Annotated in this window: 8 protein-coding genes; 3 read left to right on the top strand and 5 right to left on the bottom strand. The window is 69.7% G+C overall.

Features of this window, described 5'->3' with window-relative positions; genetic code table 11:
* Nucleotides 1–11 precede the first annotated feature (11 nt).
* Nucleotides 12–3,533 (top strand): diguanylate cyclase, encoded by a 3,522-nt coding sequence (locus tag CVO96_RS15050; protein ID WP_165795315.1) that lies wholly within the window; start codon nt 12–14, stop codon nt 3,531–3,533.
* A gap of 306 nt (nt 3,534–3,839) precedes the next feature.
* Here the strand turns inward: CVO96_RS15050 and gatA are convergent, their stop codons facing one another.
* From gatA to CVO96_RS15030, 4 genes are all read right to left on the bottom strand, one after another.
* Nucleotides 3,840–5,291 carry an Asp-tRNA(Asn)/Glu-tRNA(Gln) amidotransferase subunit GatA gene (gatA, locus tag CVO96_RS15045; protein ID WP_103312923.1) on the bottom strand — a complete coding sequence of 484 codons (1,452 nt, stop codon included), beginning with the start codon at nt 5,289–5,291 and terminating at the stop codon, nt 3,840–3,842.
* 166 nt (nt 5,292–5,457) lie between these two features.
* The gene (locus tag CVO96_RS15040) at nt 5,458–6,219 is read right to left on the bottom strand and encodes a DUF4388 domain-containing protein (RefSeq protein ID WP_103312922.1); all 762 of its coding nucleotides are present in this window, start codon (nt 6,217–6,219) and stop codon (nt 5,458–5,460) included.
* Nucleotides 6,220–6,385: 166 nt separating this feature from the next.
* Nucleotides 6,386–6,916 (bottom strand): SMC-Scp complex subunit ScpB, encoded by a 531-nt coding sequence (gene scpB / locus CVO96_RS15035; RefSeq protein ID WP_103312921.1) that lies wholly within the window; start codon nt 6,914–6,916, stop codon nt 6,386–6,388.
* Nucleotides 6,913–7,563: an L-threonylcarbamoyladenylate synthase gene (locus CVO96_RS15030; protein ID WP_103312920.1), complete on the bottom strand. Its 651-nt coding sequence runs from the start codon at nt 7,561–7,563 to the stop codon at nt 6,913–6,915. The genes scpB and CVO96_RS15030 overlap by 4 nt, the downstream gene beginning before the upstream one ends.
* Before the next feature lie 117 nt (nt 7,564–7,680).
* Between CVO96_RS15030 and pilC the strand changes: the two genes are divergently transcribed.
* Entirely contained in the window at nt 7,681–8,901 is a 1,221-nt protein-coding gene (gene pilC / locus CVO96_RS15025; protein WP_103312919.1) for a type IV pilus assembly protein PilC, read from the top strand.
* Nucleotides 8,902–9,026: 125 nt separating this feature from the next.
* Here the strand turns inward: pilC and CVO96_RS15020 are convergent, their stop codons facing one another.
* The gene (locus CVO96_RS15020) at nt 9,027–9,425 is read right to left on the bottom strand and encodes a M67 family metallopeptidase (protein WP_103312918.1); all 399 of its coding nucleotides are present in this window, start codon (nt 9,423–9,425) and stop codon (nt 9,027–9,029) included.
* 103 nt (nt 9,426–9,528) lie between these two features.
* On the opposite strand from CVO96_RS15020, the gene CVO96_RS15015 reads away from it, so the two are divergent.
* The gene (locus CVO96_RS15015; RefSeq protein WP_103312917.1) at nt 9,529–12,771 is read left to right on the top strand and encodes an FtsK/SpoIIIE family DNA translocase; all 3,243 of its coding nucleotides are present in this window, start codon (nt 9,529–9,531) and stop codon (nt 12,769–12,771) included.
* Nucleotides 12,772–13,161 lie beyond the last annotated feature (390 nt).

Here is a 13,161-nt window from a genome sequence, read left to right as displayed (position 1 = left end):
TGGGAGACGCGATGAATGATTCCTTCCTGGGCACCGCTATGCCGGGCACGGGTGTCCCGGACGTGGTGATGCCGGTCTCCCCCTCCTCCCTGCCCGCCCACCGGAGCGAGGAGGCGCTGGCTCCCTACGCCTCGGTGTGCGCCGAGCTGGCGGCCGAGGGGCGCAACGAGGAACTGATCGACGCGGCGCAGCTCTACGCCGAACGTGCCCGCGCGGCCGGTCAGGACGCGCAGGAGGTCGAGGCCCTCTCGATGCTGGCGACCGCCGCGCAGCACTGCGGCCAGTTCAGCGTGGCCGTCAACGCCCAGCAGCGCGAGGTGGAACTGCGCGCCCGCGACGGCGACCGCGTGGGGCAGGGCCTGTGTCTGAATAACATCGGCATGCTGTGGTCGTATCTGGGCGCCCACGCCGACGCGCTGGCCGCGCTGTACCAGTGCCAGAAGCTGTGCGACCAGTACACCGAGATTCCCGACGACCTGCGCGCCGCGTGCAACGTCAACATCGGCCGGATCTTCCTCACCATGGCGCAGCCCGCGCAGGCGCTGACCTTCCTGGAGCCGGGGCTGGAGCAGGCCCGGCGCAGCGGCGACATCGAGACCGAACTGGGCGCCATGGGCATGAGCGGCCTGGCCCACAAGGATCTGGGCGAGTTCGAGCAGGCCCAGGCCATCCTCACCGAGGCCATCGACCTGGCCCGCGAGCACGACCTGACCCACCACCTCATCGACCTGTACGACAACGTCGGCCTGGTGCATCTGGATCAGGGGGCGCTGAACGAGGCGCAGGAGATGTTCGGGCAGTCGCGCTACTGGGCCACCGAGAGCCACGACGTGCAGGGCCGCGTGAACGCCCTGCTCAGCCTGGGCCGGCTGGAGTTCAAGCGCGGCAATGCCGAGGCCGCTGGCCAGCACCTGCAGGAGGGCCTGGAACTCGCCACGGCCCATGAACTGCAGGCCTCCAAACTCTCCATCCTGGAGGGCCTGTTCACGGGCCTGGAGGCGCTGGGGCGCCCGGCCGAGGCCTACCCCCACCTGCGCGCCTTTCGCGACCTGGAGCGCGAACTGTTCAGCGAGGAGAGCGAGCGCAAGACCCAGTCGCTGACCGTGCGCTTCGAGGCCGAGCGGGCGCGGCGCGAGACCGAGATGTACCGCCAGCTCAACGACGCCTCGCAGCTGGCCCGCCTGCAGGCCGAGGAGACCGTGCGCCTGCGTACCGCCGAGCTGGAAGCGGTGCAGATCGAGATCGTCAACCGGCTGGGGATGGCGGCCGAGTACCGCGACGACAAGACCGGGCAGCACACCCGGCGGGTCGGGGAACTCAGCGCCTCGCTGGGTCAGGCCATGGGGCTGCCCCAGGAGGAGATCGAGCTGCTGCGCTGGGCCGCCCGGCTGCACGACATCGGCAAGATCGGGGTCGGCGACGACATCCTGCTCAAGACCGGGCGCTACTCCGCCGAGGAATACGAGCGCATGAAGCTGCACACGGTGATCGGTGCCAAGGTGCTGGAGGGCAGCAAGTCGCGGCTGCTGCGGGTCGCCGAGGAAATCGCCATGACCCACCACGAGCGCTGGGACGGCACCGGCTACCCGCGCGGGCTGAGGGGCGAGGGGATTCCCATCAGCGGCCGGATCGTGGCCGTGGCCGACGTCTTCGACGCCCTGATCACCGAGCGGCCCTATAAGGACGCCTGGCCGGTGCAGGCCGCCCTGGACGAGATGCAGCGGCAGGCGGGCACCCAGTTCGACCCGACCATCGTGGGACAGCTGCTGGAACTGATCACGGGCGGGCAGGCCGCTTCGGGGCCGACCACCCTGTTCGGCACGGTGGCGGTGGACATGCCGGCGCGCCTGCCGGTGCCCGCCAGCCCGGCCAACCTGGAAGTGCAGGAACTGATCGAGAGGGCCTGGGAACTGCGTCAGAGCGACCTGAAAACCGGGCAGGAGCTGGCCGCCCGCGCCATCGAACTGGCCCGCCAGGGCGCCGACGAACGCACCCTGGGGATGGCCCACCGCACCGCCGGCTACTACCGCCTCCATGCCGGCGCCTACGAGGAGGCGCTCAGCCACCTGTCGCAGGGGCTGGACATCGGCGTGCGCCTGGACGACCCCGGACTGCAGGCCGACTGCGCCAACTACATCGCCGCCGTGTACAACAGCCTGCAGGACTACGCCAAGGCGACCGATCAGCTGGCGCTGGTGCTGCGCCTGGCCCGCGAACACCGCGACCATCTGCGCGAAGCCCACTGCCTGCACAACCTCGCCAGCATCAGCTACAAGAACCGCGATCTGGCGCAGGCCCAGCAGTTCGTGGAACAGAGCCTGGAGCTGTACCGCAACCTGGGCGTGGTGCCGGGGCAGGATCACGCCCTGAACACGCTCGCCACCATCGCCTTCGACCGGGGACAGATCGAGCTGGCGGCCCAGTCGGCCCAGACCGCCGTGGAATTCGCGCAGATCACGGGCAACATGTCGGTCATGAACCTCAGCCTGGCGCTGTCCGGCAAGGCGGCCGCGCACCTGGGCGATATCGAGGGCGGCAAGGCCCTGCTGCTCCAGGCCATCGAGCAGGCGCGGGAAGAGGATCTGCACGTCAACGCGGCCTGGAACCACTACGAGCTGGGGCAGCTGCTGCACAGCCACCAGGAGACGGCGGAGGCCCGCACCTACTACGAACGCGCCCTGATGGCGTCCCAGCAGTGGTCGATGCGCGACCTGGAACTCCAGGCCTACCAGCAGCTCTCGGAACTCGCGGCCCAGGAAGGGCGGCACGAGGAGGCCTTCAACCTCTACCGCCAGCACCACGATCTGGAACGCGAGATCCACGACCAGACGGCCGCCATGAAGACCCGCTCGATGATGACCCAGCTGGAGGTCGAGCGCGCGAAGTCCGAGGCGCAGATCTACCGCCTCAAGACCATCGAGCTGGCCAGCGCCAACGAGGCCCTGGAGCGGGTGAACGCGGAGAAGAGCAGCCTGGTCAACATGCTCGAGGAGCAGTCCAAGCTGCTGGAACGCCAGCTGTCCGAAGACGGCCTGACGGGCCTGTACAACCGCCGCCACATCGAGGGCCTGCTGCAGCACGAGTTCATGGAGGCGCGGGTGACCCGCCGGCCCGTCAGCGTGGCGATGGCGGACATCGACCACTTCAAGCAGATCAACGATCAGTTCTCGCATCTGGTCGGCGATCAGGTGCTGCGGATGGTGGCGCAGCTGTTCCAGTCGGCGGTGCGGAACATGGATTCCATCGGCCGCTACGGGGGCGAGGAATTCCTGTTCGTCTTCCCCAACACCCTGCTGCCCCAGGCCCAGAACGTCTGCGAGCGGGTGCAGGATCTGGTACGCGCCTACGACTGGTCGCAGATCCACCCGCGCCTGAGCGTGACCCTCTCGATCGGGGTGGCCTGCGAGCCGACCGTGGCCAACCACGAAAAACTGATCTCGGTGGCCGACGAGCAGCTCTACCGCGCCAAGGATCAGGGCCGCAACCAGATCTGTGCAGGCGGCCCTGGCGAGCGCAACCGGGCCATCACCTGAGGCCCGTGGGCCGGCGACGCGTCCTGCTCCGCCGGGGCTGAGCCTCTTCGGCTTCCGTCTGATCCCCGGACGCCCGGAACAGCGCCGAGGACTCGTCTATCGCCGTCCAGTCCGCCGTGGCCCCTGCTCACCCTCGTGGCTCGGCGAATCCCTTTATCCCGAACGAACTCCCCGACCGACGGGAAGGGGTCGGAGTCCGTGGGGGTGCCCTCAGGTGTCCGAACGGCCTTCCACTCCTGCGGGATGAAATCGCCCAAACCCTGCCAGACCCGTCCAGCCCGGCTGCTTCCCTCCCCTCCCTCTGGGTCAGGCCGGATCGACCGGCTCCACACGCACGGCGCCGATACCTTCCAGGCCCCCGGCAATCCGCACGAGCAGTTCGTCCTGCAGGGCCGGGGCGATGAACTGGACACCGACCGGCAGGCGGCGCCCCTCCACCACCTCGAAACCGGCGGGCACCGAGAGGGCCGGCACGCCGGCGAGGTTGATCGCCACGGTATCCACGTCGGCGGCGTACATGGCGAGCGGGTCGCTGGTCTTCTCGCCGCGCCGGAAGGCGGGAAACGGGCTGGTCGGCGTGACCAGCACATCCACCTCCCCGAAGGCCGCCGTGAACCGGTCGGCCAGCAGGCGCCGCACCTTCATGGCCTTGCTGTAGTAGGCGTCGTAGTAGCCGCTGCTCAGGGCGTAGGTGCCGATCATGATGCGGCGCTGCACCTCGCGGCCGAAGCCCCGCTCCCGGGTCAGGGTCATCGCCTGCGTGAGGTCGCTGCCGGCCTCCCGGTGGCCATACACCATGCCGTCGAAGCGCGCGAGGTTGCTGCTCGCCTCGGGCATGGCGATCAGGTAGTACGCCGCGATGGCGTGGCGCAGTTCCGGGATGCTGACCTCGTGGATGGTGGCCCCGGCCCCGCGCAGGGCGTCCAGGGTGGCGTCCAGGCTCGACTCGACCCCGCTGGTGTTGCCTTCCAGGCTCTCGCGGATCACGCCGACCCTCAGGCCCCGCAGGTCGTCCGGGGTGCCCGCGCGGAACTGCGGGGGGGCCTGCAGGCTGGTGGCGTCGCGCGGATCGTGGCCGGCGATCACGTTCATGACCAGCGCCAGATCATCGGCGCTGCGGGCCAGCGGGCCGATCTGATCCAGGCTGCTGGCGTAGGCGACCAGACCGAAGCGGCTGACCCGGCCGTAGGTCGGCTTCAGGCCGTAGACCCCGCACAGCGCGGCCGGCTGCCGGACACTGCCGCCGGTATCGCTGCCCAGCGCCACGGCCGTGATTTCGGCCGCGACGGCGGCGGCGCTGCCCCCACTGCTGCCGCCGGGCACACGGGTGTCGGCCCAGGGATTCAGGGTGGGGCCGGAGGCGCTGTTCTCGGTGCTGGAGCCCATGGCGAACTCGTCCATGTTGGCCTTGCCCACGATCACCGCGCCCGCGTCCTGCAGGCGCTGGGCGGCTGTCGCGGTGTAGGGGCTGACATAGCCCTCCAGGATGCGGCTGCCACAGGTGGTGTGGGTGCCCTCCACGTTGATGTTGTCCTTGACCACGACCGGCAGCCCGGCCAGCGGCAGGAGTTCGCCCGCCTCGACCCGCCGCTGCACCTGGGCGGCCTGCTCGGCGGCGTGCGCGTTGAGGCTGATCAGGGCGTTGAGTCCCCGGTGCGCCTGCGCGCGGGCCAGACTCTCCTCCAGCAGGGCCTGTGGAGTGGTTTCGCGCGCCATCACGGCGCGGACAAGGTGGGAAGCGGTGGGCAGGGCGGCCATACCGCGCCAGTGTAGCGGGGCCAGTGGAGTGAGATCAGTGGAGTGGGATCAGTCGGGCGGGTGTCCGCCTGTGAACGGGCAGGCGTGGATCAATTCCAGTGAGCAGGACGGCCCCGCACCTCGGCGTGGCAGGGGTGGCCGTGCCCTGACGAAACGGAGACCCAGGTTAGAGGGGGCGCACCAGCACGCTGTCGCCGGCTCGCAGGTCGGTCCGCATCAGCAGTTCCGGCGGGATCATCAGCAGGGCGGCCAGATTGCTGCCGCTGCGAACCGGCAGGGTGTAGACCTCGCCGTCGTCGGTTCGCACCGCGATGCTCTGCGGGGGCCGCACCAGATCCTCCTTCCAGCGCCTGAAGATCACTTCGTCCACCAGCGCCACCCCCTGCACCTGGCGGGTCACCGTGACGGTCAGCCGCGCCAGGCGGGACTTGCGGGGCACGATCAGCCCGATCCGGAACAGTTTTTCCAGCAGGCGGCGGGCGTCGGGATCGCCGACCAGCTCACCGACCGGCCGCTGGGCCTCGATCTGGCGCAGCACGTCCTGATCCTGCAGGCTCCAGCGCAGGCGGTTCAGGCGCTCACGCGAGGTCACGCGCACCGGGCCGTCGAAGGTCAGCGGCGGGGGCGGCAGCGCGTCCAGCAGTTCCAGCGCCAGCTCGTCCAGCGGCGCCGAGAGCCGGGGGGCGGGGTGGGTCACTCCCTCGTCGAACTGAAAGCGGCCACGCGGATCGGCCATCAGGCGCATCAGGGCGCGCACCCCCTGCTCCGCGCCGAAATCGATCTGCCGGATCAGGCCGCGCTCCAGCCAGGCCTGGAACTGGCCGTCCGCGCGGTACACGGTCAGGACACCCGTGCGCTCCTGGTCGGTCAGCAGATACAGCAACTCCAGAAAGTCGAAGGTTTCGAGACTGGCCGAGGAATGGGTCATGCGGGAGGGGGGGCGGGCACCGCGCGGTGAGGCCAGCGATGTCCTGCTGTGGCCATGTTCTCCTATTCCCCACGGAACCACAAGTGACCCCCCGTAGTGGAGGACCGCCGTGGAGGGCTAACGAAGCGGGAGGTGTGGAGGGCGGCAGGCAGCCCGCCCCGGCCGCCTAGCCCCGCAGCAGATGGGCGAAGTCTTCCCCCTCCAGGGGGGGCAGGTCGCCCAGGCCGCCCAGGCCGAACTCCAGCAGGAAGCGCTCGGTGGTGCCGTACAGCAGGGGCTGGCCGACCGCCTGCGAGCGGCCCACGACCTTGACCAGTTCGCGTTCCTGCAGGGTGACCACCGTGCCCGCGCTGCCGCCGCGCATGGCCTCGATCTCGGCGCGCGTGATCGGCTGCCGGTAGGCGACGACCGCCAGCACCTCCAGCGCGGCGCTGCTCAGGGGCGGCAGCGGCGGCGGCGAGAGCAGCGGCGAGAGCTGGGCCGCCAGCCCCGCCGGCACGACCAGGCGGTAGCCCCCGGCCACCTCCTCGACCAGGAAGCCCAGCCCCGCCGCCTCCACCTGCCCGATGAACGCCTGGATCTCGCGGCGCACCGTGACCTCGTCCTGGCCCAGCACCGTGCCCAGTTCGCGGGCGCTGACCGGCCGACCAGCCGCCAGCAGCGAGGCGCCGATCAGCGCCCGGGCAGGCGCCGTCATGGCCGCTCTCCGGTCGGGGGGAGTGCGGTGCCCCGCAAGGCGGCCCGGATCTGTGCCTCGCCCAGAATGCCCCGGCGCAGGATCAGACCCCCAGGCAGCAGCACCACGGTGCTCGCCTGACCGCCGGCCGGCACCCCACCGTCGGGCAGGGTCAGGTCGGCCAGGTCGGTGGCCCGCGCCTCCTGCTCGGTCAGCGCGGGGGGCTCGCCCGTCCGGTTGCAACTGGTGGTGACCAGGAAGCCGCCGGAGCGGCGCAGCAGCTCCAGCGCCACCGGATGATCCGGCACCCGCAGGCCCACCTTGCCCTGTGGCATCAGCGCCGGCGGGCACAGGGCGCTGCCCGGCGTGACCACGGTCAGCGGGCCGGGCCACAGCCCGGACAGCCGTTCCAGCGACCCATCCGGCCGGGCCAGCAGGAGGGCCTGCCGGGCGCTGTCGCAGGAGACCTGCAGGGGTTTGTCGGCGGCACTGCCCTTCTCGCTGCGCAGGCGCTGCACGGCCTCCGGGAAGGCCGGGTGCGCGGCCAGCCCCCAGACGGTCTCCGTCGGGTAGGCGACGACGCCGCCCCTGTGCAGGGCGTCCAGGGCAGCCGACACGGCGGCGTGCCACTCGGGAGCGGGGGTGGGGGGAACGGGTGGGGGATTCATCGTGGAGGAGGGTCGCAGGGGCTGTGGCGGATCGCAGAGGCGGGCCGGTGTCCGGCTGGGGTCTGACCCCCGGTTTGTAAGGTGGCCGCAAGACCCCCAAGACTATACTCATCCGGTATGCCCGTCTTCGAATACCGTGTGCGCGACCGCTCTGGGAAAGTGCTGAAATCTCAGATGGAGGCGGAGTCGGTCGCCCAGGTGCGCGACACCCTGCGCGCGAAGAACCTCATGATCGTCGAGATCAAGCCGCCGAAGGCGGGCCTGAACGCCGATATCAAGATCCCCTTCATCGGCGACCGGCCGCCCAGCCTCAAACAGGTGGCGGTGTTCAGCAAGCAGCTGGCCACGCTGATCAACGCCGGGGTGCCGCTGGTGCAGTCGCTGGCGATCCTGCAGCGGCAGCTGGAGCACAAAGGCTTCCAGGCCATCGTGAAGGCCATGCGTACCGATGTCGAGAGCGGCACGCCGCTGAGCGAATCGCTGGTGAAGTATCCCAAGCTGTTTAACCGGCTCTACGTGAACCTGGTGCGCGCCGGGGAGACCAGCGGCACCCTGGACTCGGTGCTCGAGCGCATCGCCGACTTCCAGGAAAAGGAACTCGCCCTGCGCGGCAAGATCAAGAGCGCTCTGACCTACCCGGTCATCGTGCTGATCTTCGCCGTGCTGATCACCTACTTCCTGCTCACCACCATCGTGCCGCAGTTCGCCTCGATCCTGGCGCAGATGAACGCGCCGCTGCCGCTGATCACGCGCGCGCTGATGGCCGTGTCAAATTTCCTGCAGCACGGCACCCTCTACATCGTGGCCATCATCGCCATTGTGACGTTTGCCTACCGGGCCTACTACAAGACGCCCAAGGGCCGCCACGTCATCGACGACATCAAGCTGCGCATCCCGATCTTCGGGAACCTGCTGAAAAAGAGCGCCATCAGCTCCTTCGCCCGCACCTTCGGGCTGCTGATCAGTTCCGGCGTGAACATCATCGAGAGCCTGGAGATCACCAAGGGCACCGCCAACAACGCCATCGTGGAAGAGACCATCGAGAACGCCAAGAACGTGGTCATGGTGGGCGACCAGATGAGTTCCAGCCTGGCGACCAGCAAGGTCTTTCCGCCCATGGTGGTCTCCATGGTGGCCATCGGCGAGGAGACCGGCTCGCTGGACTCCATGCTCAGCAAGGTCGGCGACTTCTACGACCGCGAGGTCGATGAGGCCGTCGAGGGCATGACGGCGGCCATCGAGCCCATCATGATCCTGTTCCTGGGCGGCATCGTGGGGACGATCGTGGCCGGGATGTTCCTCCCGATGTTCAGCATCATCGGTCAGCTCAGCAAGTAGCCCTCTGAACCCGCGTCCAGCGCCCCCCGTGGGCGCTTTTTTTTGTACCCCTCCTCGGCAGCCGACCCGCACCCCTCACCCCAGGAGGCGGTGCCACGGTCAGCTCGGCGGGTGAAGGCCCGTTTTCATTCCAGCTCGATCGGCACCGGCTGACAGGCCGGCAGGCGGAAGGCGCGCAGTTCCCGGCGGCGCAGATCGGCGATCAGGTAGGGCACCGGGTAGCTCGCCAGCCGGGTGTCGGTCGGACTGGGCCAGGACGGGCCACGCGGGTGGCTGTGGTACAGCGCCACCAGCGTCTGGCCGTCGGCGGTCATGGCCCGCAGGGCCCGCAGGAGGTGACCGGGGTCGGCCAGATACTCGTGCTCGGGGCGGGCCGAGATGTTGCCCAGCGGATACAGCGCCGTGACCTGGGCGAGGTCTCCGGTCTGCCGGCCGCCCAGCACGCCCACGCACTCGCGCGGGGCCTCGCGCGCGGCGTGCGCCCAGAGCGCGTCGGCGAGGGTCGCGGGCAGGATCAGGGTCACCCCTGCAGTATGAGGCCGCCGGGCGTCAGGGGCACTGCTGAAATGCCGTGCTGGCCGCTGATTGAGATGCGTCTGTCAGGCGCCGTGGGGTACACTGCCGGGCATGGCGAAGGCTCGTGCGAAAAGCGCTCCTCCGGTCGGCCGCTTCGATGGTGAGGCGCTGGGACTGGTTCTGTTCGCGTTGGGCATTTTCCTGGCCGTGACGTTGCTGCTCGAACAGGGGGAATCGACCGCGGGCACGGCCGGCTTCATGGGCCAGAGCCGTGGCCTGCTGCTGCTCTGGCTGGGCTGGGGCGCGTACCTGCTGCCCATCGTGCCGGTGGCCTACGGGGTGCTGGTGTTCCTGGGCCGCGACCTGCGGAACCTGACCCGGCGCGTGCTGGGCGGAGCGGTGGTCGTGCTCTCGGTGCTGGCGCTGCAGGAGACCCTGCAGCCCGGCGAGTCCGGACGGCTGGCCGAGCTGGCGATGACGCCGCTGTTCCGGGCGCTGAGCTACCTGGCCGCGCTGCTGCCGCTGGTGACCCTGACCCTGGGCCTGGAGCTGATGTTGCGGTACTCGCCCTTCGCGCTGCTCAAGACCGTCTTCCGCCGCGTGAGCGTGCTGCTGGGCGGGGCGTCGGCCGGGGTACAGGGCGCCATCGAGGCCCGGCAGGAGGGGCGGGAGGCGGCCCGACTGCGCTCGGACGCCCGCCAGCAGCTGGCCGCGCAGGCCCGCGACCTGGAGACGCTGCGGCGCCTGTACCCGCAGGCCAAGGAGCTGAAATCCCAGCAGGACGAGATCCGCACCGCCCAGCGCGGGCTGCGGGCGCTGGACGAGACCGGGCTCAAGCACCTGGAGAGGGATCAGGCGGCCTGGCGGGAGGTCAGCAAGACCTTCGTGAACAACGCCGCCCGCGACCTGCGCGAGGACGTGACCCGCGAGGCGCCGGACGCCGGGGCCACGGTGGAGACGATCGCGAACGAGGTGCGGGCCGGGCGCCACGAGCTGTGCGCCGAGTTGCCCAGCACCCTGGCGAGCGGGGCGCTGGAACGCCTGCGCCGCTCGATGGTGATGGAAGTGCAGCGGCTGGCCCAGCGGGCGGGGCGCCTGGAACGCGAGCGCAAGGCCGCCGAGAAGGCGCTGGCCAGGGCGGACACGGCCATCCTGGCCCGCGAGTGGGCGGCCCACAAGGAGCGCGTGGGCGCGTGGCGGCTGTTCTCCGAGGACTTCTCGCGCTGGCAGGCACGCGCCGGGGCCTACGCGGGCTGGCCCGAGCTGAGCGCCGCCTTCGACCGCGCCCCGACCGAGGTGGCCGGCATGCTGGCCGAGGCGATCACCGCCGATCCGGACGGCACCCTGGCCGATCCGGGGGAATGGCGCGCGCGGCTGGCCCAGGCGCAGGAGGAGGCGCGGCGCCGCGCCGAGGCCATGAGCACCCGCAGCGAGTCGGTGCCCCCGACCCTGGACATCGATTTCACCGGGGGCCTGACCGCTGGGAGCCCACCGCATCGGGCTGAGGCTCCGGCGTTTCCGCCACCCCCGGCCCATGCGCTTATACATGGCAGCCGGGAACCGGTCAACCTGTCCGCACCGGGGGCTCCAGGGCTGAATGCCGCCCTCTGGGACGAGGCGGACGCCGAGCCCCTGCCGACGTCCGCCCTGAGCGCCCATGCAGGCACGTCGCCCGACCCCTTCAGCGGCTGGGACGACGACGACCTGCCCTTTGGGCCCGCGCAGGAGCAGTCGGCGCGGCCACCCGCCCGGCCCCTGGCCGCAGTGCCTCCCCGCCCGGCCGAGCCGCTGCTGGGCGGGGGCGGCGTGCAGGCCACCGCCACCCGCGCCGCCGCGAGCGCCCCCTGGGAAGACTCGGACGAACGCGGCCGGGTCGAGCCACGCCCGGTGGTGGGCGCCCTGCCTCTGGCGCTGCCGGGCTACGACCTGCTCGATCCGGTGCCGCTGGCCGCGGTGAACACGGCCCAGCTCGACGCCGCCGCCCGGCAGCGCGCCGGTCTGATCGACGAGACCCTGCGGCATTTCAACCTGCAGGCGAAGGTCGTGGACTACGCGCGCGGCCCCACCGTGACCCGCTACGAGATCGAGCCGGCGCCCGGCGAGAAGATCAGCCGCATCGCCAGCCTCAGCAACGACCTCGCCCGCGCCCTGGCGGTGGGCGGCGTGCGGGTGGAGGCGCCGGTACCGGGCAAGAGCGTGATCGGCCTGGAGGTTCCCAACACCGAGCGCGAGCCCGTGACCTTCCATCAGGCGGCGGCGGCGCCGGGCTTCCGGAACACGCGCGCCAAACTGCCGGTCATCCTGGGCAAGAGCATCGACGGCGAGCTGATGGTCGGCGACCTCGCCAAGATGCCGCACCTGCTGGTGGCGGGCTCGACCGGCTCGGGCAAGTCGGTGTGCGTGAATACCCTGATCACCTCACTGCTGTTCAAGTACCTGCCCACCGAACTGCGCTTCCTGATGATCGACCCCAAGATGGTCGAGCTGACCCCCTACGACGGCATCCCGCATCTGGTTCGCAGCGTGGTGACCAATCCGGTGGACGCGGCGGGCGTGCTGCTGGGCGCGGTGGCCCACATGGAGCGGCGCTACAAGATGATGAGCCAGGTGGGCGCCAAGAACCTGGAGCAGTTCAACGCCAAGATGCGCCAGACCGGCGAGACCGAGCTGCCGCACCTGGTCATCATCATCGACGAGCTGGCCGACCTGATGATCACCTCGCCCAAGGAGGTCGAGTCCGCGATCATGCGCCTCGCGCAGATGGCCCGCGCCACCGGGATGCACCTGATCCTGGCGACCCAGCGGCCCTCCGTGGACATCCTGACCAGCCTGATCAAGGTGAACGTGCCGGCCCGCATCGCCTTCGCGGTGAGCTCCAGCCACGACTCGCGCACGATCCTGGACGCCATGGGCGCCGAGCGACTGACCGGCATGGGCGACATGCTGTTCTACCAGCCGGGACTGATCAAACCGCTGAGGCTCCAGGGCCCCTACATCAGCGAGCTGGAGTCGGTGCGGATCAGCGACGAACTGCGCCGGCAGGTGTTCGAGGACGTGTTCGTGGAGACCTACGGCGCGGATTTCGACGGTGGGATTGAGGCCAGCGGCCCGACCACCGACCGCTCGAACATGGATTTCAGCGACCCCCTGCTGCGGCAGGCCGCGCAGATCTGCATCGAGGAAGGGCAGGGCAGCGTCTCCAGACTGCAGCGCCGGCTCTCGGTGGGCCACGCCCGCGCCGGCAAGCTGATGGACATGCTGGAATCCATGGGCATCGTCAGCAAGCACCAGGGCAGCAAGCCCCGCGACATCCTGATCACGGAAGCCGACCTGAGCGAGTATTTCGGGCGCTGAGCGGACAGGGACGAATCTGGAGCCCGGATCAGATCAGGGCCTCGGGGCTGCACCGACCATCCAGACATGGGTTGCCGGGATACCAATCGCGGCAAAGGATATCGGAATTCGTGAAGTTCCGATGGGAACAACATTTTCCCCAACGTTCCGCCGTCGGCTGCCGGATGGCGTGGTGGATGCATACGGCGAGCCTAGGTCGGCTCATCCAAGCATGAGCGGAATATGAGAATAGCACCAAAGCGTGCGTCGAATTCATTTAGATGACCTGACCAGATGCTCTCTCAGGTTGCATTCTCATGCGTTCTGGGGAAGATTGAGTCTCGGACAATTGGCAATCCAGTTCCTTTCAGAGGTGATTCGATGAAGAAGCAGACCAGCTTTATCACGCTC

Source organism: Deinococcus koreensis (assembly GCF_002901445.1).
GTDB classification, from domain to species: domain Bacteria; phylum Deinococcota; class Deinococci; order Deinococcales; family Deinococcaceae; genus Deinococcus; species Deinococcus koreensis.
Note: the sequence above shows the minus strand (reverse complement) of the source record. Positions and strands in the feature narration are given on the sequence as shown.

What these genes read in the sequence shown, in the direction of transcription:
- CVO96_RS15050 (WP_165795315.1), top strand. Translation starts at nt 12, where the DNA reads ATGAATGATTCCTTCCTGGGCACCGCTATGCCGGGCACGGGTGTCCCG.
- CVO96_RS15030 (WP_103312920.1), bottom strand. Translation starts at nt 7,563, where the DNA reads ATGAATCCCCCACCCGTTCCCCCCACCCCCGCTCCCGAGTGGCACGCC.
- CVO96_RS15015 (WP_103312917.1), top strand. Translation starts at nt 9,529, where the DNA reads ATGGCGAAGGCTCGTGCGAAAAGCGCTCCTCCGGTCGGCCGCTTCGAT.
- pilC (WP_103312919.1), top strand. Translation starts at nt 7,681, where the DNA reads ATGCCCGTCTTCGAATACCGTGTGCGCGACCGCTCTGGGAAAGTGCTG.
- gatA (WP_103312923.1), bottom strand. Translation starts at nt 5,291, where the DNA reads ATGGCCGCCCTGCCCACCGCTTCCCACCTTGTCCGCGCCGTGATGGCG.
- scpB (WP_103312921.1), bottom strand. Translation starts at nt 6,916, where the DNA reads ATGACGGCGCCTGCCCGGGCGCTGATCGGCGCCTCGCTGCTGGCGGCT.
- CVO96_RS15040 (WP_103312922.1), bottom strand. Translation starts at nt 6,219, where the DNA reads ATGACCCATTCCTCGGCCAGTCTCGAAACCTTCGACTTTCTGGAGTTG.